This window comes from Nonomuraea sp. NPDC050786 (assembly GCF_040654115.1).
Taxonomy (GTDB): Bacteria; Actinomycetota; Actinomycetes; order Streptosporangiales; family Streptosporangiaceae; genus Nonomuraea.
The window spans coordinates 55,232-80,147 of record NZ_JBFAHJ010000033.1; the positions used below are offsets into that span (position 1 = coordinate 55,232).

At 70.3% G+C, this 24,916-nt stretch carries 20 protein-coding genes; 15 read left to right on the forward strand and 5 right to left on the reverse strand.

The genetic code is table 11. From position 1 onward, the window contains the following. Positions 1 to 80: 80 nt before the first annotated feature. The 6 genes from cobA (at position 81) to ettA (ending at position 10,720) form a co-directional block, all read left to right on the forward strand. Positions 81 to 1,313, forward strand: coding sequence for a uroporphyrinogen-III C-methyltransferase (gene cobA / locus AB0H84_RS42390; RefSeq protein WP_357617613.1), 1,233 nt, complete (start codon positions 81 to 83; stop codon positions 1,311 to 1,313). Next, positions 1,310 to 4,099, forward strand: a complete 2,790-nt coding sequence (locus tag AB0H84_RS42395) for a dynamin family protein (RefSeq protein ID WP_357617615.1) — start codon at positions 1,310 to 1,312, stop codon at positions 4,097 to 4,099. Before cobA ends, AB0H84_RS42395 begins: the two co-directional genes overlap by 4 nt. Continuing rightward, entirely contained in the window at positions 4,096 to 5,718 is a 1,623-nt protein-coding gene (locus tag AB0H84_RS42400) for a GTP-binding protein (RefSeq protein WP_357617617.1), read from the forward strand. The genes AB0H84_RS42395 and AB0H84_RS42400 overlap by 4 nt, the downstream gene beginning before the upstream one ends. A gap of 249 nt (positions 5,719 to 5,967) precedes the next feature. Further along, complete coding sequence (locus AB0H84_RS42405; protein WP_357617619.1) at positions 5,968 to 6,801, forward strand: single-stranded DNA-binding protein; 834 nt, start codon at positions 5,968 to 5,970, stop codon at positions 6,799 to 6,801. 425 nt (positions 6,802 to 7,226) lie between these two features. Then, positions 7,227 to 8,522, forward strand: a complete 1,296-nt coding sequence (locus AB0H84_RS42410; protein ID WP_357617621.1) for a GGDEF domain-containing protein — start codon at positions 7,227 to 7,229, stop codon at positions 8,520 to 8,522. 533 nt (positions 8,523 to 9,055) lie between these two features. Continuing rightward, positions 9,056 to 10,720 carry an energy-dependent translational throttle protein EttA gene (gene ettA, locus AB0H84_RS42415; protein WP_357617623.1) on the forward strand — a complete coding sequence of 555 codons (1,665 nt, stop codon included), beginning with the start codon at positions 9,056 to 9,058 and terminating at the stop codon, positions 10,718 to 10,720. 239 nt (positions 10,721 to 10,959) lie between these two features. Here ettA and AB0H84_RS42420 read toward each other — a convergent pair whose 3' ends face one another. Further along, complete coding sequence (locus AB0H84_RS42420) at positions 10,960 to 11,841, reverse strand: DMT family transporter (RefSeq protein ID WP_357617625.1); 882 nt, start codon at positions 11,839 to 11,841, stop codon at positions 10,960 to 10,962. 225 nt (positions 11,842 to 12,066) lie between these two features. On the opposite strand from AB0H84_RS42420, the gene AB0H84_RS42425 reads away from it, so the two are divergent. After that, complete coding sequence (locus AB0H84_RS42425; RefSeq protein ID WP_357617627.1) at positions 12,067 to 12,438, forward strand: thioesterase family protein; 372 nt, start codon at positions 12,067 to 12,069, stop codon at positions 12,436 to 12,438. Continuing rightward, entirely contained in the window at positions 12,435 to 13,598 is a 1,164-nt protein-coding gene (locus AB0H84_RS42430; protein ID WP_357617629.1) for an MFS transporter, read from the forward strand. The genes AB0H84_RS42425 and AB0H84_RS42430 overlap by 4 nt, the downstream gene beginning before the upstream one ends. Here AB0H84_RS42430 and AB0H84_RS42435 read toward each other — a convergent pair. The 4 genes from AB0H84_RS42435 to AB0H84_RS42450 all read right to left on the reverse strand — a co-directional run bounded on the left by AB0H84_RS42435 (position 13,593) and on the right by AB0H84_RS42450 (position 17,203). After that, positions 13,593 to 15,101: a glycoside hydrolase family 13 protein gene (locus AB0H84_RS42435; protein ID WP_357617631.1), complete on the reverse strand. Its 1,509-nt coding sequence runs from the start codon at positions 15,099 to 15,101 to the stop codon at positions 13,593 to 13,595. The two genes, AB0H84_RS42430 and AB0H84_RS42435, sit on opposite strands and share 6 nt — an antisense overlap. 17 nt (positions 15,102 to 15,118) lie before the next feature. Then, the gene (locus AB0H84_RS42440) at positions 15,119 to 15,499 is read right to left on the reverse strand and encodes a globin (RefSeq protein ID WP_357617633.1); all 381 of its coding nucleotides are present in this window, start codon (positions 15,497 to 15,499) and stop codon (positions 15,119 to 15,121) included. A gap of 9 nt (positions 15,500 to 15,508) precedes the next feature. After that, positions 15,509 to 16,441 (reverse strand): mechanosensitive ion channel family protein, encoded by a 933-nt coding sequence (locus AB0H84_RS42445; protein ID WP_357617634.1) that lies wholly within the window; start codon positions 16,439 to 16,441, stop codon positions 15,509 to 15,511. A gap of 477 nt (positions 16,442 to 16,918) precedes the next feature. Beyond that, positions 16,919 to 17,203, reverse strand: a complete 285-nt coding sequence (locus AB0H84_RS42450; protein ID WP_357617636.1) for a hypothetical protein — start codon at positions 17,201 to 17,203, stop codon at positions 16,919 to 16,921. Positions 17,204 to 17,481: 278 nt separating this feature from the next. Between AB0H84_RS42450 and AB0H84_RS42455 the strand changes: the two genes are divergently transcribed. The 7 genes from AB0H84_RS42455 (at position 17,482) to AB0H84_RS42485 (ending at position 24,907) form a co-directional block, all read left to right on the forward strand. Next, positions 17,482 to 19,032: an XRE family transcriptional regulator gene (locus AB0H84_RS42455; protein WP_357617638.1), complete on the forward strand. Its 1,551-nt coding sequence runs from the start codon at positions 17,482 to 17,484 to the stop codon at positions 19,030 to 19,032. After that, complete coding sequence (locus tag AB0H84_RS42460) at positions 19,029 to 19,517, forward strand: GNAT family N-acetyltransferase (RefSeq protein ID WP_357617640.1); 489 nt, start codon at positions 19,029 to 19,031, stop codon at positions 19,515 to 19,517. Before AB0H84_RS42455 ends, AB0H84_RS42460 begins: the two co-directional genes overlap by 4 nt. A gap of 285 nt (positions 19,518 to 19,802) precedes the next feature. Beyond that, positions 19,803 to 21,062, forward strand: coding sequence for a DMT family transporter (locus AB0H84_RS42465; RefSeq protein ID WP_357617642.1), 1,260 nt, complete (start codon positions 19,803 to 19,805; stop codon positions 21,060 to 21,062). A gap of 248 nt (positions 21,063 to 21,310) precedes the next feature. Then, on the forward strand, positions 21,311 to 22,951 hold the full coding sequence (locus tag AB0H84_RS42470) for a tetratricopeptide repeat protein (RefSeq protein WP_357617644.1): 1,641 nt from the start codon (positions 21,311 to 21,313) through the stop codon (positions 22,949 to 22,951). A 22-nt stretch (positions 22,952 to 22,973) separates the two neighbouring features. Then, positions 22,974 to 23,426, forward strand: coding sequence for a hypothetical protein (locus tag AB0H84_RS42475; protein ID WP_357617646.1), 453 nt, complete (start codon positions 22,974 to 22,976; stop codon positions 23,424 to 23,426). A 50-nt stretch (positions 23,427 to 23,476) separates the two neighbouring features. Then, the gene (locus AB0H84_RS42480) at positions 23,477 to 24,094 is read left to right on the forward strand and encodes a helix-turn-helix domain-containing protein (RefSeq protein ID WP_357617648.1); all 618 of its coding nucleotides are present in this window, start codon (positions 23,477 to 23,479) and stop codon (positions 24,092 to 24,094) included. A gap of 15 nt (positions 24,095 to 24,109) precedes the next feature. Continuing rightward, positions 24,110 to 24,907 carry a hypothetical protein gene (locus tag AB0H84_RS42485; RefSeq protein ID WP_357617650.1) on the forward strand — a complete coding sequence of 266 codons (798 nt, stop codon included), beginning with the start codon at positions 24,110 to 24,112 and terminating at the stop codon, positions 24,905 to 24,907. The last annotated feature ends 9 nt before the right edge of the window (positions 24,908 to 24,916 follow it).

The following is a 24,916-nucleotide window of genomic DNA, read 5'->3' on the forward strand; positions in this document are numbered from 1 at the left end:
CCCGTGCGCAGCAAACGACGTAGTCAGAGCCGGTAGGTTTACGTCCTAACACAAACCTTCGCGAACGGGAGATTCCCCCCATGGGTCCCTACCTCCTCGGCCTGCGGCTTTCCGGCCGCCGGGTCCTCGTCGTGGGCGGCGGGCGTGTCGCGCAGCGGCGGGTGCCCGCGCTGCTAGAGGCCGGTGCGGAGGTCACGGTCGTGTCGCCGAGCGTGACGCCGGCGCTCGACGACCTGATCGCCACCGGCAGGGTCACCTGGCACGCCCGGCCCTACGAGGTCGGCGACTGCGACGGGGCCTGGCTCGTGCAGGCCTGCACCGACGACAGGTCCGTCAACACCGCGGTCGCCGCCGAGGCGGAGGCCAAGCGCGTGTGGTGCGTACGGGCCGACGACAAGGACGCCTCCGCCGCCTGGACGCCCGCCACCGGGCGGGTCGACGAGATCAGCGTGGCGGTCACCGCGGGCGGCGACCCGCGCAGGGCCGCCGGCATCAGGGACGCGGTCGTGGGCGCGCTGCGCGACGGCACGGTCGACGCCCGGCGAAACCGCACCAAGCCGGTCGGCGTGGCCCTCGTCGGCGGCGGTCCCGGCGACCCCGGCCTGATCACGGTGCGCGGGCGGCAGCTGCTCGCGCAGGCCGACGTGGTGGTCGCCGACCGGCTCGCGCCCCGGGCGCTCCTCGACGAGCTGGCCCCCGACGTCGAGCTGATCGACGCCGCCAAGGTCCCCTACGGCCGGTCGCTCTCCCAGGAGACCATCAACGAGCTGCTCATCGACCGTGCCCGGCAGGGCAAGTTCGTGGTCCGGCTCAAGGGCGGCGACCCGTTCGTGTTCGGGCGCGGCGGCGAGGAGATGATCGCTTGCGCCCGCTCCGGCATTCCCGTGCTGGTGGTTCCCGGCATCACGAGCGCCGTCGCGGTGCCCGCCTCCGCCGGCGTCCCCGTGACGCACCGGGGGGTCAGCCAGGAGTTCCACGTGATCTCCGTGCACGTGCCGCCGGACGACCCCAGGTCCACCGTCGACTGGCCCGCGCTGGCCCGCTCCCAGGGCACTCTGGTGCTGCTGATGGCCGTCGAACGGCTGCCGAAGGTGGTCGAGGCGCTCCTTCGAGACGGACGTTCCCCGGAGACTCCCGCAATGGTGGTACAGGACGGTACCCTTCCGACCCAGCGGGCGGTCATCGCTTCGCTTTCCACCGTGGCCGACCGCGTGTCCGCGGCTGGGATCCGGCCGCCGGCGATCGTCATCGTCGGCGACGTCGTGAGGGTCGGCCAGGAGGTCGAGATGGTTCGAGCGGAGCGCTTGCCGTGAACACGGCCATGGATGACGGGCGGCAGGAGGCGCCGGGGGAGCAGACGTTGAGCTTCCAGGCGGTGCGTGACGAGGACGTGGCCGATGCCCCGGACGACGACGGCTTCGACGCGTTCGGCACGAAAGGCGCACGGAAGGCCGCGGGCGGCGGGCGCGCCGCCAAGCAGCCTCCGGCCTCGTCGGACACCGAGGCTCCGGAGGGCGTTGCTGCCACTGCGGAGGAACCACGGGCTTCCGCCGAGCCTGCCGAGCCGACCGACTCCCAGGCGACGGACTCCCAGGCGACGGACTTCGAGGTGACGGACTTCGAGGTGCCGGAGTCCGACGCGGCCGATTCCGAGACGATGGACTCGAAGGCGACGGACTTCGAGCCGGCCGACTCCGACGTGACGGACGCGGAGGCGACGGGCTCGGAGGCGACGGACTCTGACGCGGCCGACTCCGAGCCGGCGAGCTCTGACGCGGCCGATTCCGTGGTGACGGTCTTGGAGGCGACGGACTCTGACGCGGCCGACTCCGAGCCGGCCGCTTCTGAGTGGACCGGCCCCGAGCTGGCGGCTTCCGAGCCGACCGACCTCGAGCCGGCCGTGGCGCCGGATCCGCCTGCGTCCGCCGATACGGCGGACCAGCCCACGCATGAGCCCATCGCCGATGACGCCGTGTCCGAGGAGCCCACGGCTCTGGCCGGTGACGCGGCGTCCGAGGAGCCCACGGCTCTGGCCGACGACGCCGTGTCCGAGGAGCCCGTAGCTGGAGGCGGCTCCGCAGGGTCCGGCGATCTCGCGGAGGTGCCCGAGTTCGAGCCGCCCTCCCTCTTCATGAAGCCCGCCGCCCTCGGCGGCCCCGGAGCCCGCAAGGCGCCTGCCGCCGCACACTATGTGCCACCTACTGGGGACGTACTGGACGAGCCCGGTGCGCGGGACGAGGCGGAGGAGCCGAGCACCGAAGAGCAGCCCGCCGAGGAGCCGTCCACAGACGACCAGCCCCAAGCCACGGCAGCGGCCGACGACCAGCCCCAAGCGACGGGAACGGCCGACGACCAGCCCCAAACTGCCGCCGCGGACGACGAGAAGGGTCAAGCCGCAGCGGCGGACGACGAGCAAGCGCAAGCCGAGCCTCAGCCAGGGAAGCAGCGCCGGGAGGAGCTGCCGCCGGAGGCCGTCGAGGCGCTGATGGCGGCGCTCGACACGCTCAGAGAGACCGTCGCGGAGCTGCGCTTCGGCCTGGACCTGCCCGGCGTCAAAGAGGCCAGGCAGGCGCGAGCCGAACTCCTGGCCCAGCTAGAGGACTACGTGCTGCCCCGGGTCAGGACCAGCACCGCCCCCGCCCTCATCGTGATCGCGGGCTCCACCGGCGCAGGCAAGTCCACCCTGGTCAACACGCTGGCCGAGAAGAACGTCTCACGCACCGGCGTACGCCGCCCCACCACCGGCGTCCCCGTGCTGGTCTGCCACCCGGAGGACCGGCAGTGGTTCGCGGAGGGAGAGCTGCTCGGCGGCCTCCAGCGTCTCGACCAGCTCTCCCCCGAGGCCGGAATGGGCAGTGTGGTCGTCGTCGCGACCGAGAAGCTGCCGCAGGGCGTCGCGCTGCTCGACACCCCGGACATCGACTCGGTCGTCGAGGAGCACCACGAGATCGCCCACCGCATGCTCGACGCCGCCGACCTGTGGATCTTCGTGACCACGGCGGCCCGCTACGCCGACGCCCCCGCCTGGAACCTGCTGAAGCTGGCGAAGGAGCGCGGCGCCCGGCTCGCGATCGTGCTGTCGCGGATGCAGCCCAGGTCCTCTGATGTGGTTCTGAAGCATTTCGTCCGGATGCTCACCGAGTACGGCCTGGGCGAGATCGACAGGTTCGTCATCAACGAGTCGAAGGTCACCGACGGCAAGCTGCCCGACAGCGAGGTCACCGATCTGCGACTCTGGCTGGCCGAGCTGTCGGTGGACGAGGCGCGCAGGGACCAGGCGGTGCGCGAGACGCTCAACGGTGTCCTCAACAGCTTCCGCACCCGCGTACCCGCGCTGGCCAGGCACCTTGAGGGCGAGGTCGCGTTCAGGACGGAGCTGCGCAGCGACGTGGAGGCGGCCTTCCGCAGCGCGCTCAGCGAGATCGACAAGGCGTCGAAGAACGGCTCGCTGCTGCACGGCGAGGTGCTGGCCCGCTGGCAGGACTTCGCCGGCTCCGGCGACCTCATGCGCTCGCTGCAGCTGCGCAAGCGCGGCCGGGCGGCCAAGCAGGCCCCGGAGCGGGTGCTGGCGTTCAAGGCGGCGATCCGCGCCGGGCTCGAATCGGTGATCGTCGCCGCGGCCAACCGCGCCTCCGAGGAGGTGGCCGCGCGCTGGCGGCACCGCTCCGAGCTGGGCGCCAAGCTCAGTGAGGGCCTCGACAGGCCGTCCGACAATCTCGTACGTCACACCGGCCGTGCCATCGCGTCGTGGCAGGAGCACCTGAGCGAGTTGGTGCGCACCGACGGCGTGGCCAAGCGGTCGGTGTCGAAGCTGGTGTCGTTCGACCCCGACGCGCTCGCGTTGATCTTCACCGTGGCGATGTTCAGCGGGAGCAACGGCGAAGGGGTGCCGCACCGGCTGGTCAACGCCCTGCTCGGCGCGGAGTCGCTGCGGGGCATCGGCGCCAAGGCGCTCAGCGATCTGCGCGCCAGGATCGGCATGCTGTTCGACGAGGAGTCCATGCGTTACGTGCAAGCCCTCGACTCCGCGGGCATTCCCGACGAGTCTGCGGCGACCCGCCTCTACCAGGCGACGTACAACCTCGAGGTCGTCCGATGACGACCATGACCACCAGGCCAGGCCCGGCTTCACGGCTGACCGCGCTCACCAAGGTGGTCGAGCACGGCCCCGGGCGGCTGGACAGGAAGCTGCTCAACGAGGCCAACGCGCTGCTGCAGCAGGCGGGCGAACGGCTCAAGCTCTCGTCCGAGCACACCGTGGTCGCCCTGGCTGGCGGCACGGGCAGTGGCAAGTCGTCGCTGTTCAACGCCATCTCGGGGCTCGAGCTGTCGCCCACCGGCGTACGCCGGCCGACCACCGCCCGCACGCATGCCTGCGTGTGGGGGCTGGAGGGCGCGGGGCCGCTGCTCGACTGGCTGCAGATCCAGTGGCGGCACCGCTTCTCCCGGGCCAGCGCGCTGGACAAGGGCGACAGCCAGCTTCACGGGCTGATCCTGCTCGACCTGCCCGACCACGACTCGATCAGGGCGCTCACCGACACCGAGGCCGACCGGCTCATCGGCCTGGCGGACCTGGTGGTGTGGGTGCTGGACCCGCAGAAGTACGCCGACGCGTCCACGCACCGCCGCTACGTGACGGAGCTGGCGGGGCACGAGGCGGTGACCGTGTTCGCGCTCAACCAGGCCGACAAGCTCACCAAGGAAGAGCTGGCCGAGCTGGTCATCGATCTCAACGACCTGCTGCGCCGCGAGGGCGTCGAGCATCCCAGCGTCGTACCCACCTCCGCGGTCACGGGCCGGGGCATCGAGAGTCTCAGGAGCGTCATCGCGACGGCGGTCGCCCGCCGGCGTGCCGCCATCCAGAAGCTCGAGGCCGACCTGCACCGGCTTGAGCAGCGTCTCAGCAAGGCGATGCCGCTGGGCGAGGCCCTGTCGGCGCCGTCCACGGTGGACGAGGCCCGCCGCATGGGGCTGACGGACGCGCTGTGCGACGCGGTGGGCGTGCCGGCCGTGGGCGAGGCCATGGAGAACGTCTACGCGGAGCGGTCGAGCCAGTGGGTCGGCTGGCCGTACCCGCGGTGGTTCTCGAAGTTCCGCTCGGACCCGCTGAAGACCCTGCGGCTGCAGGACGTGGGGGAGGAGATCCGCGGCATCACGACCGGCTCGGTGACCGCGCAGTCGGCCGAGGTCGCCAACGCGGTGCAGGCACTCGCCGACGGGCTGTCCGTGGGGATGCACCCCGTGTGGCGGACCGCCGTGCACCAGGCGGCCAGGTCCCGCGCGGGCCAGCTCCCGCAGGCCCTGTCCGAGGACCTCGCGGAGGTGGCGCCGCAGCTCGACCGGGTGCCCGCGTGGTGGCGGGTGCTGAAGGTGTGGCAGTACGTCCTGGTGGTGGCGTTCGTGGCCGGACTGGCCTGGCTCGGGGTCGGCCTGCTGATGCCCGGCCAGTTGCCTCCGGCGCTGGAACTGCTGGGCGACAGCGCGACGCTGCCGTGGGTGGGGCTCATGATGGCCTCGGTGCTGGGGCTCGGAGCCTTGTCGGGGATCGCGTCCCGCAACTTCGTCGAGCTGGGGGCCTCCCGGGAGCGTGAGCGGCTCGAGCGCGAGATGAGGCGGCGGGTGGCCGCCGTGTCGGCGACGATGGTCGTCGAGCCGGTGGAGCGCGAACTGGCCCGCCACCACGCCTTCTACACGGCCATGAGAGACCTGTCGGCCTGATGCCCCCCGGCTGTGGGTGCTGCGACCGCCGTCACCCTCGCGCACAGCGGATGTCTCCATCCACAGCCCCGGTGGCCACGACGCCTCCATCCACAGCCTCCGGTGAACCACGACGCCTCCATCCACAGCCTCCGGTGAACCACGACGCCTCCATCCACAGAACCGCGTTCCAGAGCCCGGGGGCAGTCCTTCCCCCGGCACCCTTTTCCCAGATCGCGGGCAGCCGGCCCGCCGCATGGGAGGCACGGGATGAACGACATCTACATCACGCTCACCGGCAACGTCGCAGCAGAGCCGAGGCAGTACAGCTTCGAGGACGGCAGCAGGGTCACCTCGCTGAAGGTGTTCTCCTCCCACCGCTACTTCGACAAGAAGACGGGCCAGTGGACGGACGGCGAGCGGGTGTGCTTCACGGTCCGCTGCTGGCGCGCGTTGGGAGACAACGTCGCCGCCTCCATCCGGGCGGGACACCCTGTGGTGGTCTCGGGCAAGCTGCGCATCCGCGAGTTCGGCCCGGAGGGTGATCGCCGTTTCGTGCCCGAGATAGAGGCCAGCGCCGTGGGGCACGACCTGCGCTGGGGCACTGGCGTCTTCGCCAAGCCGGACCGTTCGGGGGTCACGTCGATGAGCAAGGAGATGCGCGATCGCCTGGACGAGGAGACCCGCGACTGGGCCATGGGCAGCACCCGCAGCTTCCCGCGCTCACGATCCGCTACGGAGGCCAACCCGTTCCACGCCCTGGAGACCGGCAGTTCCCTGGGGACGGCCCACGACGCGGCACCCACTCTGACCGCGGGCGACGACACCCCGCCGTCGCCGGGCGCAGCGGGGAGCACCGTACGTGCCCTCAACGAGGAGGCCGGCACCCTGCGTTCGCTGAACGAAGAGGGCAGCTCGGCACGTTCCCGGGAGGAAGAGGAGCGCTCCGCAGCGGAGGAGAACGGGACTCTGCACATCCTGGGAGTGGGCGATGGCACAGTCCGCATCCTGGGCGCCGAGGCTGATGAGACGACGCCCGAGATGGATGGCGACGGAGAGGGTGACGCCGGCGCACTGGCGCTGGCGGAACGCCTAGCGGCGTAGCGCACGTCGTCACGTGCAGGGGGCATCGACCGCCCATCCGGTGCCCCCTCACCACCGGCGCAGGGTGTCGCAGCGGCGCAGAACGACCTGGAGGGGGGCGCGAAAAAGAGAAGCGCTGCAGGGATGCAGAAAAGCGGAGATGGGTTGGATGGAGGGGGGAGGAGGGGGGCACCGGCCGTGGTTCCCGTTGACTGACCCCGAGGGCCGACCGATGGTGTTGTTACTCACGGCAGATGGCCAGAGCATCTGTTCAGGTCCAGATCACGCCCCGCACCATGGTTGCTCCTTTCCAGCACGGCTGTCCAACACGGCCTGCCCTCGGCATGAGCAGGTGTGTGTAGTCACTGCCAACGTATCCGTTCCCATCGCACATCGCACACTCCGCAATTATTGTGTTACACATCGTTAGTCAGAGAGGAGACGAGATGGCCGCGACCAGTCACGCCTCGATCAGGTCTGGCGACGGTGTGTCAACCCTGGCGGGCCGCTGGCCGCTGCTGGGGCAACGTCGCCCTCTCGTGGTCTACCTGTGCGCGATTGTCGCTCTCGATCTGGCAGCGATCATGGTCTGCGCCGTGACCACCGTCTTCCAGTGGCGTGACATGCTCACGTTCGGCGCTCTCATGGCGTGCGGCGCGGTCTGCATCGAGGCCACCCGGAGGCTGGGCATGCCCGCCGGGGTCTCGCGGGACCTGTTGTCGGCGTGGTGGCTCCCGGTGGCGCTGCTTCTGCCGCCGCTCTACGCCATTTTCGCGCCGATCGTGCTGCAGGTACTGCTCCAGGTGCGGGTGCGGGCAACCGTGCTCTACCGCCGGGTGTTCACCTCGGCGGCCATCGGGCTCGCCGGGTGTACGGCCTCCGTCGCGTTCCACCGGGTCGTCAATGACCCGTGGGTGCTGTCGCAGGGCAGCGGCCCGCCGATCCTGTACGCGGTGGCGGCGGCGGTGCTGTTCTCCCTACTCAACATCGCCCTCATCGCGATCGCCGCCCACACCGCCGACCCCGACATCGCGTGGCGGGAGGTGCTGTGGAACCGCGAGAGCATGATGCTGGACATCGTCGAGCTCTGCCTGGGCGTCACGGTCTCGATCTGCTGCGGCCTCAACCTGTCCCTGCTGATCCTGGCCTTGCCGCCGGTGGTGCTGCTGCAGCGCAGCCTGCTCCATGCCCAGCTCCAGGCCGCCGCCCGCACCGATGCCAAGACGGGCCTGCTGAACGCCGCCGCCTGGCAGCGCGAGGCCGACACCGAGATCGTCCGGGCCCGCAGGACAGGCGGCACCCTGGCGGTCCTGATCATCGACATCGACCACTTCAAACGGGTCAACGACGCTCATGGCCATCTGGTCGGGGATCAGGTGCTGGTGGGTGTGGCGTCCACGTTGCGCACCCAGCTACGGGACTATGACGTGGTGGGCAGGTTCGGAGGCGAGGAGTTCGTGGTCCTGCTGCCCGGCGCCGACGGCCGCGAGGCCCGCCAGGTCGCCGAACGCCTCCGCGCCCGCATCGGCCACATGGCGATCCCCGTCGACGACACCCTCATCAGGGTGACCATCTCGGCCGGGGTGGCTCTGATGAGCGTTCACGGAGACGACCTGATCGACCTGCTGGCCGCCGCCGACCTGGCGCTGTACCGGGCGAAGGAGCTGGGCCGGGATCGCGTCTGCATCCCGGTCGTCCAAACACCGCCCCCAAGCCCCCTCCCCAACGACCCCACCCCTTGACCCGTCCCCTGGCACGCCCACTTCCTGGCTCGGCCGGCCAGGGACGCCCGACGGCGGGATGTCGGCTCCGTGCGGGTGCCTGACCTCGGGATGTCGGCTCCGTGCCGGTGTCTGACCTCGGGATGTCGGCTCCGTCTCCATGTCCGACGGTGGGATGCCGACGGCCTGCCCATGTCCCCTCTCGCACGCGTCGTGCTGGGCAAAGGCCGCTTTCCCGCCGCCGGCACATCTGGCGTTCGGTCATGGACCGGTGCTCACGCGGCGGTGCTCGGCGGCTGTGCTCAGGTGGCGGGGCTCATGGAGCGGTGCTCGGCGGCGGAGCTCAGCGGTGGTGCTCATGTCGCGGTGCTACGAGGCGTTCCTCATGCGGGGTGTTCATGCGGCGGTGGGGCCTTGCAGTCACTAGGGGCCGCGTCTTGACGACCGCCATGGGGGCCGGTGGACAGGGTGGGCGGTGGGCTGTGCTCGCTCTTGCAGGGGTGTACCGGGAGGAGCGGCAGAAGCCTGGGTTCGGAGCCCCTAAGCTAGAGGGCATGCCGGAGTACATCTACACGCTGCAGCGCGTGCGCAAGGCGCACGGCGACAAGGTTGTCCTTGACGACGTCACGCTGTCGTTCCTGCCCGGAGCCAAGATCGGTGTCCTGGGGCCGAACGGCACCGGTAAGTCGACGCTGCTCCGGATGATGGCCGGCCTGGAGCAGCCGTCCAACGGCGAGGCCAAACTCATGCCGGGCTTCACGGTGGGCATGCTCCAGCAGGAGCCGCCGCTCAACGACGAGAAGACCGTCCTCGGTAACGTGCAGGAGGGCGTCGCTGAGACGATGGCGATGCTCCAGCGCTACAACGAGATCGCCGAGCAGATGGCCACCGACTACAGCGACGAGTTGCTGGAAGAGATGGGCAAGCTGCAGGACCAGCTCGAGCACCGCAACGCGTGGGACCTCGACAGCCAGCTCGAGCAGGCCATGGACGCGCTGCGCTGCCCGCCGCCCGACGCCGACGTGACGAAGCTGTCCGGTGGTGAGCGCCGCCGGGTCGCGCTGTGCAAGCTGCTCCTCGAGGCCCCCGATCTCCTGCTGCTCGACGAGCCGACCAACCACCTCGACGCCGAGAGCGTGCAGTGGCTGGAGCAGCACCTGGAGAAGTACGCCGGCACGGTGCTGGCCGTCACCCACGACCGCTACTTCCTGGACAACGTCGCGAACTGGATCCTGGAGCTCGACCGCGGCCGCGCGTTCCCGTACGAGGGCAACTACTCCACCTACCTGGAGGCCAAGGCGCAGCGCCTCAAGATCGAGGGCCAGAAGGACGCCAAGCGCAAGAAGCGCCTGGAGGACGAGCTCGAGTGGGTCCGGTCCAACCCGAAGGCCCGCCAGACCAAGAGCAAGGCCCGACTCCAGCGGTACGAGGAGATGGCCGCCGAGGCGGACAAGTTCCGCAAGCTGGACTTCGAAGAGATCCAGATCCCGCCGGGCCCCCGCCTGGGCACCACGGTGATCAAGTCCGCCAACCTCACCAAGGGGTTCGGCGACCGGCTGCTGATGGAGGACCTGACGTTCGACCTGCCGCGCAACGGCATCGTCGGTGTCATCGGCCCCAACGGCGTCGGCAAGACCACGCTCTTCCGCATGATCACCGGGAGCGAGACGCCCGACACCGGCTCCATCACCATCGGTGAGACCGTCAAGATCTCGTACGCGGACCAGAGCCGCGGCGGCATCGACCCCAGCAAGAACGTCTGGGAGGTCGTCTCCGACGGGCTCGACCACATCAAGGTCGGAAACGTGGAGATGCCGTCGAGGGCGTACATCGCGGCGTTCGGGTTCAAGGGCCCCGACCAGCAGAAGAAGGCGGGGGTGCTCTCCGGCGGCGAGCGCAACCGGCTCAACCTGGCCCTCACCCTCAAGCAGGGCGGCAACGTGCTGCTGCTCGACGAGCCGACCAACGACCTCGACACGGAAACGCTGTCGTCGCTGGAGAACGCCCTGCTCGACTTCCCGGGCTGCGCGGTGATCACCTCGCACGACCGGTGGTTCCTCGACCGCATTGCCACACACATCCTGGCGTGGGAGGAAGGGTCGAACTGGTTCTGGTTCGAGGGCAACTTCGCCGACTACGAGAAGAACAAGATCGAGCGCCTCGGTGCTGACGCCGCCCGCCCCCACCGCGTCACGTACCGGAAGCTCCACCGCGACTGAGCCGCCGCCCGTGCGAGCACGGGCGGTACCGCGACTGAGGGCCGGCTGAAAGTCGGACCTCCACATCTTGTACGGCAAAGGACGGGGCGGCACCATGTGCCGCCCCGTCAGTGTCGATCCAGTGGAGAGTGTGGCCGAGCCTACGCGCAACCTGTGCCACGTCTACGTCCGCCATGGTGAGCATGGAGGCGGCCGCCCGCGTCCGGGTGCTGAACCTTGGGAATCGGGGATGATCCGCGCTATGCGCGCGTTCGCCTGGAGATGGCGACCCCGATCAGGCAGAGGACCCCTCCGGCGAGGGTGAGCCAGCCGGGGATCTCGCTGAGCAGCGCCCACGACATCAGCACCACCAGGGTGGGGACGAGGTAGGTGGTGGCGCCCATGTTGCCCGCCGTGGTCCTGGACAGGGCGTAGGCCCAGGTGGTGAAGGCCAGGGCGGTGGGGAAGACGCCGAGGAAGACGACGTTCAGCGTTGCCGTCGTCGGCGCCTGGGCGACCTGGCTCACCAGCTGCCCGGCGAACGGCAGGCAGGCGATCGCCCCGATCGCGCAGCCGAAGGTGGTCACCTGCAGCGCGGAGGCGTGCCGCAGCGCGGGCTTCTGCGCCAGGATGGCCACCGCCCACGACAGGGCGGCCACCACGCAGAGCGCCACGCCGAGGATCGAGGAGGCGCCGCCGTCGGACTTGGAGAGCCCGACGACGACCGCGCCGGCGAGCGAGACGGCCATGCCGATCAGCAGCTTGCGGGGGAATCCCTCGTGCAGGAACCAGCCGGCGAGCAGCGCGATCAGCAGGGGCCCGATGTTGATGATCATCGCGGCGGTGCCCGCTTCCACCTCCGTCTCGCCCCAGTTGAGGGCGACCATGTAGACGCCGAACCACAGCACCCCTGACACCGCGATGCCGGGCCACGCCTTGCGTGCGGGCCACCCCTCGCCTCGCACCACGAGGATCACACCGAGAGCCAGCGCCGCGACCAGCAGCCGCCCAAGAGCCAAGGCGCCAGGAGAGTAGAACTGCCCGGCGCTGCGGATCGACACGAACGCCGACGCCCACAGCACGACCGTCACGCCTGCGGCGGCGAGGGCCCGCCTGTCCATCCGCGTTTCCACTTCTTGCATGGACAAAACGGTATCGGAGCGATGATTCCGGCTATGCCGAACTGTCGTCGTCCGCTGACCCGGACGAGCGTGGCTGCCGGCCGGCTTTCCCTTCGGAGGGCGAACTACATTCGTAAAATCCAGAAATGTAGGGTCAGCCTGGCGCAAGGCCACACGTCCCGGGCGGGTACGGTGGCGGACGTGGTTGAACGTTCCCAGCCCCAGCGACACATCTACCCACGGACGGTGCGATTCGCCGACGTCGACTCCCAGGGCCACGTGAACAACGTGCGTTTCCTCGACTACCTCGAGGACGCCCGCTTCGGCATGTTCCACATCGACCCGTACACCGCGGGCGAGGAACCGTTCAAGGGGCTGGTGGTGACCCGCCACGAGATCGACTACCGTCGTCCGCTCGGGTTCCGTGCCGACCCGGTGCTGGTCGAGACGTGGGTGACCGAGATCAGGGCGGTGCGGTTCGCGCTCCAGTACGAGATCCGCGACGACAGCGAGGTGTACGTCACCGCGAAGTCGGTCCTGGCCGCCTATGACGTCGACCGGGCCGGGCCGCGCAGGCTCACCGAGGGCGAGCTGGCCTATCTCAAACGCTTCTCGTGAAGCGCTGGCTGATGCTGGCGCTGGGTGTCAACGCGCACGCCAGCGTCACCTTAGGTCTCTTCGGCCTGCCCCTCGTCATGCCCGAAATACAACGACATTTCGGGGTTCCGCTGCCGGTGGCGGGCATCATCGCGAACGCCCCGGCCATCGGCATCCTGGTGGCCCTCGTCGCCTGGGGCGCGCTGGCCGACCGCCACGGCGAGCGGCTGGTGCTGGGCACGGGCGTGGGGCTGGCGGCCGTGCTGTTCGCCGCGGTCGCCGTCGTCGGCCAGACGTGGGCGGTGATCGCGCTGCTGGCCGTGGCCGGCGCCGCGGGCTCGGCCGCGATGGTCGGCGGCGGCCGGATCGTGCTGCGCTGGTTCCAGCCCCCGGAGCGCGGCATCGCCATGGGCCTGCGCCAGGTCTCCTTCACGTTGGGCATGGCCGTCGGCGCGTTCCTGCTGCCGCCCGTCGCGCGGGCGCACGGCCTGCCCGGCGTGCTCACCGTCTGCGCCGTCGTCAGCCTGCTGGCCGCCGTGCTGGCCGCGCTCTTCCTGGCCGAGCCGCCGCACGAGCTCTCCGGGTCCGGCACCGCGCCGGCGGGCACGCCGTACCGGCAGCCCGCCTTGTGGCGCGTGCACGCGACCAGCGCCCTGCACGTGGTCCCGCAGATCGTGGTCAGCACGTACGGAGTCAGCTGCCTGGTGCGCCTGTACGGCTGGGACAGCGTGACGGCCGGGCAGCTGTTCGGGGTGGCGGCCATCGGCGGGGCCGTCGTACGCATCGCGGTAGGGCGCTGGTCCGACAGGACCGGCCTGCGCATGCGACCCCTGCTGCTGATCACCGTCGCGAACTTGGGCGTGCTGGCGCTGCTGGTCACCGGCACCCTCGCGCGCACGTGGCTGGGGCCGGCCATGCTCGCACTGGCCGCGGTGATGACCGTGGCCGGCAACGGGCTCGCCTACCTCGCCGCCGGCGAGCTGGCCGGGTCCGCCTGGGCGGGCAGGGTGCTCGGCACCCACAACACCATCCAGAACACCGTCTCCCTGGCCGCCACGCCACTGGCCGGCGTGGTGATCGAGCACACGGGGTTCTGGGCGGGCTTCGCGGCGGGCCTGACGTGCGCGCTGCTGTCGCTGCCCGTCATCCCCTTCCGTGGCGAGCGCCCGCGCGGGTTATGAGTCGCGCCGGAGCCACACCGCTGTGTCGGGCGGCAGCAGGCCCCGCTTGAGCGGTCCGCTCGACAGCACCACGGCGTCGTGCTCGGGCAGATGCACCGGCCCCAGACCGCAGTTGATCGCGCAGGTCAGCGAGCCGCGGGTGAAGAAAAGCGCACCCTCGGGGGAATCCAGCCACTCCAAGGTATAAGGAATTGATTGTGCCAGGTCACGGCGGCAGGCCAGGGCCCGGCGGTAGAACTCCAGCGTCGAGTCGGTGTCCCCCTCCTGCTTCTCGACGCTCAGCTCCGCGAACGTCGCGGGCTGCGGCAGCCACGGCTCGACCCCGCCGGGCGAGAACCCGTACGAAGGGGTGTCCACCGTCCACGGGAGCGGCACCCGGCACCCGTCGCGTCCGGGCAGCTCTCCCTTCGACTGGAAGAAGACGGGATCCTGCCTGGCCTCGTCGGGCAGGTCGGTCACCTCGGGCAGCCCCAGCTCCTCGCCCTGGTAGAGGTAGGCGGAGCCGGGCAGGGCCAGCATCGTCAGCAGCGCCGCCCTGGCCCGCGCGAGGCCTGTGCCGGGGTCGGCCGCGTCATAGCGGGTGCGGTGGCGTACGACGTCGTGGTTGGACAGCACCCACGTCGCGTACGGCACGGCGGCCAGCGTGTCGTCGATGACCTTCTTGAACGCCGTCGGCGACCACGGCGCCTGCAGCCAGGCGAAGTTGAAGCTCTGGTGCAGCTCGTCGGGGCGTACGTAGCGGGCGAGGTCCTCGGAGCTGTCCGTCCACACCTCGCCCACGGCCATCCGCTCGCCCGGATAGCTGTCCAGCAGCCTGCGCCAGTCGCGGTAGACGCCGTGCACCTCGGGCTGCCCCCACACCGGCGAGACGGACTTGAACGACTGGTCGCCCACGTCGGGCAGCCCCTCGGCCTTGTAGAGCCCCATCGCCACGTCGATGCGGAATCCGTCGACGCCCCGGTCCAGCCAGAACCGCAGGATGTCCAGGAACTCGGCGTGCACCTCGGGATTGCGCCAGTTGAAATCGGGCTGCCCGGGAGCGAACAGGTGCAGGTAATACTGCCCGTCCGCCACCCTGGTCCAGGCGGACCCGCCGAACGTGGACTGCCAGTTGTTGGTGGTGTCGCGGAAGATGTACCGGTCACGCCGCTCGCCGCGCAGCGCCGCCTGGAACCAGGGATGCTCGGACGAGCTGTGGTTGGGCACGATGTCGACCAGCACCCGCAGCCCGTGGTCGTGCGCCTCCGCGACCAGCGACTCGAAGTCGGCCAGCGTGCCGAACAGCGGATCGACGCCGCGGTAGTCCGCCACGTCATAGCCGCCGTCGGCCATGGGGGAGGGGTAGAACGGTGTCAGCCAGATGGCGTCGACGCCCAGCCGCTGCAGGTACGGCAGGCGCTCGCGCACCCCGGCCAGGTCGCCGACGCCGTCTCCTGAGGCGTCGGCGAAGCTTCGGACGTAGATCTCATAGACGACGGCATCACGCCACCAGGGGATTTCCATGTGGCGTGTCATGCCCGTTATGTAGGGGAGTTCACCAGGCTGTGGGCCGCGTAGACCAGATAGTCCCAGAGCCTGGTCTCGTGCTCCTCCGGCAGGTCGAGCGAGTCGACCGCGTCACGCATGTGCCGCAGCCACGCGTCCCGCTCGGGCTCGCCGATCACGAACGGCATGTGCCGCATGCGCAGCCTGGGGTGGCCGCGCTCCTGGCTGTAGGTGTTGGGCCCGCCCCAGTACTGGATCAGGAAGCCCCGCAGCCGGTCCTCGGCGGCCGTCAGATCGGGCTCCGGGTAGAGGGGGCGCAGCAACGGGTCTTCCGCGACCCCCTCGTAGAAGCGGTGCACGAGGCGTCGGAAGGTTTCCTCGCCACCGACGGCGTCGTAGAAGGAGGTCTCGCTCACGTTCATAGACTATGCGGTGGCGACCAAGGCGATGCCGGCGGTGTCGAGCGCGGCCTTGACCATGATCCTGAGCTCTCTCGACACCTCGGCCTGCGCCGAGGGCAGCGTCTTGGCGGCGATGCGGAAGACCAGCGAACTGTCGGAGAGCTGCTCGACGCCGAACACCTGAGGCTGCTCAACGATCTTGCTCTCGCGGAACTCGGTGTCGGCCCAGATCTCCTCGGCCACGTGCCCGAGCACGGCCCGCACCTTCGTGAGGTCGGCGTCGTAGGCCACCGGGACGTCGACGTAGGCCCGCGACCAGCCCTGCGACTCGTTGCCGACCCTGGTGATGGTGCCGTTGCGGACGTACCAGACGCGGCCGTCGACGTCGCGCAGCCTGGTGACGCGCAGGGTGACCGCCTCGACCGTGCCGACCGCGGCGCCGGCGTCGATCACGTCGCCCACGCCGTATTGGTCCTCGAGCAGCATGAACATGCCCGCGATGAAGTCCTTGACCAGCTCCTGCGCGCCGAAGCCGATGGCCACGCCGAGGATGCCGACGCTGGTCAGCAGGGGCGCGATCGGGATCGTCAGCCGGTCGAGCACGGTCAGCGTCGCGGTGCCCAGGATGACGATGGAGGCGACGTGCTTGAGCACCGAGCCCATGGTCTCGGCCCGCTGCTTGCGCCGCTCGTGCAGCAGCGCGTCGATGCCGTCGGGAGCCGTGTTCTTGCGGAACCTGCTGGTGATCGTCCCGCCCGTGGCCGCCCGGTTGACCACTCTCGTGATGACCCGGTGCACGAGATTGCGCAGCACGAACGCGAGCATGATGATCAGGACGATGGTGATCGCGCTGGCCACCAGAGGCGCCCAGGCCGCGTTGTCGAACAACCCGGCGAACGCGGAGCAGAAGGGGTCGTTCTGGCAGGACCCGATCACTGCCTGGGTCACCTTGTCCATGTCTGACAGAAGCCCAGGGTAAGCGAGTGGTGGCGACTGTGTCACCAGCGGTAGCACTGGGTGGATCCCCCTCCGGAAGCGGTTCGGTCGGCTGCTTGGACCGTTTCGATCCAAAAATACAGCCGGCCGGACCGCCCGCCGTCACATCACGCCGGGGAAGACGGGGTCGTCTGCTCTCTGGGCCGCGGAGGGAGAGAGCGGACGCTCCGATGACGGACGGCTCGGGACGGGACACGCACCCGGAAGCATGTCCCGTGCCGGTTCCGGGAGGGATCCCCCGAACACCCGCCCGGCGGACCGGGCGGGTGGCTCTACGCAGGCGCGGCACACCGGGCCGCGCCTGGGCCGGAACCGGCGGGGCTACCAGGGCTCCCGCATGGGGGCTGCCCTCCGCACCGGCCGCCCCGCCGGCTCCGTTGACGCCGTCGTGGGTGCGGTGAGCCGTGGTGGCTGCGCTCCACCCGGGTCACCGCGTCGTCACTCCCCCACGGCGGCCAGCACGCGTGCGACCTTGGTGGCCGCGCCAGCCGGGTCATCGGCCTTGTGCATCCGCTCGCCCCAGGACCAGCAGTACCACCAGTCCTGCATGTCGGATGTGCTCCCGGACCGACAGGTGACGTTCTCCGACAGGCTCGTCGCCTTCGGGTTGATGACCCGTGCGAACATGCGCCCGCCCTGTGTCTCGACCACTCGTGCGAGCAGTCCATGAGCGCCGAGCTCTGACACGAGACGCTTCAGATGCTCGAAGTTGTCGTCCCCCACCGTTCGTCCCCTCCCTCTCTGGGAATCTGGCTGGTGCGCCAAACATGGCTCATGTCAACAGCGCGCGCAACGGTGGTCCGCGATCACAGGGAGTTGCTTCTCCCTCATGGGTTGTAAGAAACAGTCCCTCGGAGGACGATCCTTAACCGTAGGCTTGGGCACGGGCGTTTCCATCTTGCCGACATTGGTTCACACTCATGGGTAGGCGCACAGCGACGTGGACGCTACGCTGAGTCACCAGTTGTGGACCGGTCGAGACACGCGCGAGAGGGGCCGGGATGGCCGGCAGACAGCACAGGGAGACGGAGATAGCCCGGCGGGTCAGGGCCAAGGGCCTGGCCGCCGGACGGACTTCGGCCCAGATAGCTGACGAGATCCATGAGCAGTGCACGTCGCAGTTCGGCACCAGCCGCATCAAGGCACACCGCCTGTCGTACGGCATCGCGTTGGCAGACGTCGTCGAGCAGATCAGAGCCCTGTTCGAGCGCGACGAGAAGTCGATGCCCGGCATCGGTGAGACGCTGCTGTCCGCCTACGAGAGCGGGCTCAAGCGCCCGGGGCCCGAATACATGCACTACTTGTGCACCGTCTACCGGGTCGAGCCGCACGAGCTCGGCTACGACGGGCCGTGCATCTGTGGCCGCGGGCACCGCCTGCAGGCTGTGCCCGCCCTCGAGGCCAGCGAGCGGCCGTTAGTGCCGACGGAGCGTGAGCTGGTGCTCAGGCCGATGGACATCGAGCCGGACGCCGAGGAGGACGAGAACATCCTCCGCCGCACGATGCTCAACCTGCTCAACCCGGAGACCAGTTCGATCACCACGCTCGACGGACCCGTGCTCGGCGCGTGCGAGGGCATCAGGCGCCGGATGGACGAGACGCTGGTGTCGGCCACCGTGTCGGCCGCGATGCTCGACCAGTGGGAAGACGCCACGCTCAGCTTCGGCCGTCAATACACGACGACGGCCCCGCTGCGGTTGCTGTGCGACGTGCTGCTCGAGATGAGCGCCGTACGCACGGCGCTCTCCCGCCGCCAGCCCATCGACCTGCACGACCGCCTGCTGCGGATGGCGGCCCAGCTGGCGGGGCTGAGCGGCATGATCATGATCAATCTTGGTGACCACCGGCTGGCCCGCTCCTTCTTCAGGACCGGACGCACCGCGGCCGACGAGACGGGCGACCGCGCGCTGCGCGCGTGGATCATCGCCCGCGAGTCACTCGTCCCCCTCTACTTCGGGGACGCCCGCGAGGCGCTCAACCTGGCGAAGAAGAGCCGCGACCTGGCCGGCGCCACGCCCTGCCCCGCGCAGACCATGGCGCCGGTCGTGGAGGCCAGGGCGCTGGCCATGCTCTCCGGCACAGAGAGCAAGAAAGAGGTCGTCGACCAGGCCAAACGCGCGCTGGCCAGGGCCAGGACCGCCTTCTCCGCCATGCGTCCGGAACACCAGGAGGACATGGCCTTCGGCTACACGGAGAAGCAGCTCTACTTCTACCAGGGCGACGTGCTGACCAAGCTCGGGCAGACGCTGGAGGCCGAGGTGGTGCTCGACCAGGCGCTGGAGCAGTACCAGGACCACATCCTCGACCAGACGCTGATCCGGCTCGACCAGGCCCAGTGCCGCCTGATCGAGGGCGAGCTCGACGCCGCGCTGGACATCGGCATCAACGCGCTGCGGATGGTCGGCGACGAATATCTGACCGACTTCATCATGCGTCCGGCCCTGGCGCTCGAACAGGCGATCGCGCGGCGCGACGCCAACCATTCCAAACTCGAGGAGTTCAGGGCCGAGTTGCGCAGGCCCAGGGCCCAGCTGAAGGGGGGCGGTGCATGAAGTTGGAGATCCGACGCTATCGCTGGTCCGATCTCGACACCATTCTTGCGCTCCATCGCATCTGCCTCGCCGAGGTGGGGCTGATGCCGGGCGACGGCGTCTACTACGACGACGACTTCCCGCGCATCCAGGAGATCTACGTGGCCTGCGGCGGCGACTTCCTGGTCGGCGAGGTCGCCTCGCGGGTGGTGGCCATGGGCGGGCTGAAACCGGTCGACACGTGCACGGCCGAGGTCTGCCGGCTGCGGGTCCATCCCGAATACCAGCGGCGCGGCTTCGGCGCGGCCATGCTGCACGCCCTGGAAGGGCGCGCGGTGGAGCTCGGCTTCGAGCGCGTCAGAGGCGACACCACGCTCAACCAGGGGGCCGCACTGGCGCTGTACGCGCGCCTGGGATGGCGCGAGCTCTCCAGACAGCGGGTCGGTGACCTGACCGTCGTCTACGGGGAGAAACGGCTGATCCCTCCGGCGGTCATCGAACTCTGAGATCCCTTCGCACGCAGGCCCCCACCCCACCCCTCCGGGGCCGTGCGCCTGTCTTCCCCGGTGCCCACTCCCGGGCCCTCCCGGCGTGACTCTCCGCCGGTGTTCCTTCCGTCACGTGCCGCATCGGCGCAGCGACCGCCTTTCCGGAAAACGGCCCCTTATCGCTGCCGCGGATATGGATGTACGAACCTGCGGGTGAGGGTCTTAACACCGAGTTGTAGAGGAACCTCACCGGCTGGCTCTCTGTACATCACCGGCTGCGAATAGTAGTGAGATGCTTTGGCCATGGCAGTCGTGCCCGCTCCCCGACCCCTCCTGGGAGCTGTGCTTCTGTTGTTCGTCAGCGCCGCTTGGGGGTCGGCCTTCCCGCTGATGAAGGATCTCATTCACCGGTTAGCAGTAGAGGATCTGCTCGCCGAGCGCTACCTGATCGCCGCGCTCACGCTCCTGCTCATCCGGCCGGGCTGCCTTCGGGGGCTGCCGCGTAAGACGTGGATCAACGGGGTCGTTCTCGGGGTCATGTTCGGGGTCGGTCAGGCGGGGCAGGCCGTCGCGCTGCACAGCCTGCCGTCCTCGCTGTCCGGCTTCGCCGTCGGCTGCAGCGTGGTGATCACGCCCATCCTGTCGCTCGTCCTGTTCAAGGTGAAGGTGCAGCGGCGGATCTGGGCCGGGGTGGTGCTCGCGCTGGCCGGCATGACCATGTTCACGCTGCTGCGCGGGGTGGAGGACCACGAGATCTCGGTGCTGGCGCTCGGGGTCACGCTCGCGGCCGCCGCCCTCTACTCCGGTCACACGCTGCTGCTCGCGCACCTGTCCAAGCGCGGGGGCTTCCGCGCGTACACGCTGACCGTCATCCAGCTCTTCACCATCGGCCTGCTCACCGGGGCCGTCGCCGTGCGGGACGGGATCTCCGTGCCGACGAGCGGCCCCGACTGGCTGATCCTCGGGCATCTGGCCGTGGTGTCGTGCGCGCTGGGGTTCCTGGCCCGCTCCTACGGGCAGGCGCACGTGCCCGCCGTGCCGAGCGGGATCCTGATGTCGTCGCAGCCCCTCTGGGTGGCCGCGATCTCGGTGATCTGGTTCCACGAGCAGGTGGGCTGGAGCATGGTCATCGGCGGGAGCCTGATGGGCGGCGCGATGCTGCTCGCCCTCCCCTCCAGGACGGCGTCCCCGCGAGCGGAGCGCTCCGGCGCCGATCGGGAGCTGCGCGCCATCACGGCGCGGGCGGCCAAGGCGCTGGCCGACCTGAGGATCAAGCGCGAGGATCAATTGCGGCTCGACGGCGGCTCCGCCCCGTACATCGACAAAAGCGCCTGCGTGAACACCGCATCATGTCCCTGGCACACCCGTTCGCTCAAAGGCGGCGGGGAGCCCAGCCTGGAGCGGCTGATCTCGCGGGCCACGCTCATCGTGCGGGCGCGGAACCTGCCGGGGGTGGGCTGTTGCCAGTCGGTCACCTTGCTCGGCCGGTGCCTCTGTGACTTGATGGAAGAAGCCGAGCAGACCAGGGCGAAGGCATTGCCGCGCTGGTTTCGTTCCCAATAGGTTACAAATATCAATCAAAAGGCCAGCGCTTTTGATCCTGTGACCTCCCATTTATTCACGGTGGGGTGCGCTAATAATGGTTAATTACCCCCACGCGAGAGGTACATCATGAAGCGCATCGTTGTCCGCAAGCCAGGCACCGCGCGGCTGGCGGGGACCTCCAGCGTCATTCACAAGGGGTGACCGAGGCGAGGTCCCACCTCAGAGTCCAGGGCGAACCGCCCGCTCACGTGAGGGCCGCGCGGCTGATGACACCGTTGATCGACGGACATCGCCGGCCGCGCGGTCCTTACACTGTCGCCGCCGCCCTTCTGCGCCACCTGGTGCCGACGGCTCTGGAACGGGACGGTGACCTGGTGGCGGCCCATGACATCGAGATCAGGGCGGCGGCGCCCGAGCTGGCCGACCTCGTGCCGGCCAGGCGGGTCACGATCGACGCCGGCCTGCCCGACGACGAACGCATCCTCGTGCCCGCGCCCCGCCGTACGCTGCGGCTGGCCAACGGGCTCACGGAGTTCTTCCGCGACGCGGTACGCCCCGGGCAGGCGATCGCGGTGTGCAACGGCGCCGAGGCCGACCCCACGGACACCGAGCTGCTCGACGTCATGATGCGGCGCATCCCGCCCGGAACGCTCGCGATCACCCTGTACTCCGGCGGCCCCGAACCTTCGCCCGACGCCCGGGGTGCCGACGAGCTGTGGGCCTTGGTGGACCGGTGCGTCCGTGACGGCTTCCTGCACGCCGCCGCCGAGCTGGGGGAGCGCGGCATGTCACGGACCGAGCCGGGTGGCGAGCGCTGGTGGCGCTTCGCCCAGCGCACCGCGACCGCGCTCGGCGGGCTCGGCCGCGCCGATGACGCCCGGGCGGTGTGGGACCGGGTGCGCTCGGCCAGCCAGGACCCGGCCATGCACGCCGCCGCCGCGTACGGCACCGCCATGCTCGACGCCCGCGACCCCGACCCCGCCCGCCGCGACCTGGGCCGGGCCAGGCGCTGGATCAACGAGGCCATCGCCATCTCCACCCTGCTGCCCGACCCCTTGGAACGGGCGTTCAAGCTGGGCTTCGACCGCAACGGCCTGGCGCTGGTCGAGCTGCGGGAGGGCCGGCTGGGCGCCGCCCTGTCGCTGGTCGAGTCGGCCGTCAAGCTGGCGCGCGAGCTGGGGGAGCGGCATCCGCTGCACAGGATGGTGCTGCTGGCCAACCGGGCGCAGCTCCTGGCCGCGCTCGGGCACGTCAAGGAGGCGCTCGAGGACTACACGGCCGCGATCGCGCTGGACCCGGCCTTCCCCGACTACTACCTGGAGCGGGGGAACCTGCTCTTCAAGCTCGGCCGGCACGAGGAGGCCCTGGCCGACTTCGAGCGGGCCATCCGGGCCGGGCCGCCGCTGCCCGAGGCGTACTACAACCGGGCGGAGCTGCGTACCGTGCGGGGGGAGATGGAGGAGGCGCTGGCCGACCTGGGCCGGGTGATCGAGCTCGACCCCGCCTACCTGGACGCGTACATCAACCGGGCCGGGCTGCTGGCCGCCGTGGAGCGGGACGAGGAGGCCAGGGCCGACGTCGCGGCCGGGCTCGGCCTGGAGCCCGGCAACCCGCACCTGCTCGCGGTGCTGGGGCAGCTGGAGACAGCGGCGGGGCGGCTCGGGGAGGCGCGGGAGGCGCTGGACGCGGCGGTCGATCGCGCGCCGGGGCTCGCGGCCGCCTGGGGGAACCGGGGCGTGCTGCGGTACGCGGCCGGGGACCTGGAGGGGGCGGTGGACGACCTTACCCGGGCCATCGAGCTGCAGCCCGAGCCCGACCTCTACACCAACCGCGCCGTCGCCCTGCGTGCCCTGGGCCGCGACGCCGAGGCGGAGCTGGACGAGCGCCGGGCCGGCCGCCTCTCGTGACTTTCTTCGGCACTATTGGACTATGTGGGGGCGAATGGGGCGGGCGGCCGCGGTGTGCGCCGCCTTGGGTGTGCTGTGGTGGGCCACCGTACGCCTGGCCTGGGCGGGCATCGGCTGCGAGGACTGGGGATGCCTGGTGCCGGCCGTCGGGAGCGTGGTGGTGATCACGCTGGCCCTGCTCGCCGGGTCCGCGTTCGCGCTGGAGCGGGTCGACGTGCGGCCGGGGCGGCGGGTGGCGCTGGTGGTGGCCGGGGTGCTGGTGGTGTTCAGGCTCGTCGGCGAGGCGCTGCCGTCGTGGACGTCCTCGTTCGCGCACGCGGTCACGGCCGGGGCGGCCTGTGCGGGCGCGGGGGCCGTGGCGGCGTTCGGCACCGAGCCCCGCGTGGCGCGGCGGTGGAAGGTGACGACCGCGGTGGGCGTGATCGCGCTGATCCCCGCGGCGCTCGTGGTCTCGTGGGCGCGGTTCGGAGCCTGACTCTGACGGACTTATCGGAGCGTTCCGCTCCGTTCCCATATGCTGACGGAATGAGCACGCGCGGGAGGCAGGCGGAGGCGAGACGGAACGACCTGCGGCTGCTGCGGGCGGCGCACGAGGTGTTCACGACGCAGGGGTTCGACGCGCCGGTCTCGGCCATCGCCAAGGCGGCGGGCGTGGGCATGGGCAGTCTCTACCGCCGCTATCGCACCAAGGAGGAGCTGTTCCAGCGCCTGTGCACGATCGCCATGGAGCGCGGGGTGGAGGCGGCTGAGGCCGGGCTGGCCGAGCCGGATCCCTGGGACGGTCTGTGCCTGTACGTACGCACGTGCGTCGGCTACCGTGCGGGCGCCCTCGCGCCGGTCGCGGGCACCATCACGACCACGGAGGAGATGTGGCGTACGGCGAGGAGGGCCACGGAGCTGGCCGAGCGGCTGGTCACCAGGGCCCGCGAGGCCGGCGCGCTCAGGAGCGACGTGACCGCGCTCGACATCTCGCTGCTCATGGAGCAGTTCAGCCGCCCGGCGCCCGGGGGTGAGCATCCGCACGCCAAGGAGCGCCTGCTGACCATCGCGCTCGACGGCCTGCGCGCGCCGGGCGCGACCGAGCTGCCCGGCGAACCGCCCGGCATGGACTGGTACGAAGGTCGCTGGGGGAGCGCCCCTTAGGTCTACGGTTAGAGCGTGGGCTACAACGAGCTGCTCAAGGACCTCGATCCTGCCGCCAGCGTCCAGGCGGCGGGCATCAGGCGTGGCTATGGCGGGCCACCGGCCCGCACGGTGAGCGTCACCTCGGGCCTGGCGCGGCTGCGCTGCGCGTCCCTGCTCAAGCCTCTGTACGCGTGGGTCAGCGCGGCCCGCATCCCCGACGCCGACCAGTGGCGGCGGCACGCCGAGCCCGCCGTGGTCGTGTCCTCCAACGCCGACACGCTCAACCTGTGGCTCGCCGTGGGCCCGCGGGTCATCCTCGACGACCTGCGGCAGCGCACCGGCGTCGCGTGGTCACCGCCCAACGGCGACCCCTCCCGGTTCGGCTCGGTCGAGGTGGCCGCCGACGAGGTGGCGACCGCGTACGCGGTGCTCGCCCAGGCCGCCGTCGCGGGCGACCGGGTCGCGGAGACCATCCTGGGGTGGATGCGGCAGGTCAGCGCGTCGCAGGCGTTCGGCGTCCGTGAGGCCGTCCGGTCGCCGGGGGCCGGGGTCAAGAGCGGCTGGTACGGCGCGCCGGACGAGACGTGCCTGCGCACGCATACCGTGGCCGTGCTGCCCAGGGGCGGCACCAGGGTCGCGGTGGCCGTCGGGATGACCGCGCTGCCCTACACCGACCTGCGTGAGCGCGAGGCGTACCAGGAGAGGGTGGGCAAGGGGCTGCCCATGGAGGGCGAGCACGAGAAGGTGGCCGGCACGCTGCTCCGCGAGCTCATGGTGACGACGCTGGAGGAGCTCGGCCATTTCCGCGACGGGCCGGACCGCGCTCGCTGAGCTTTTTTA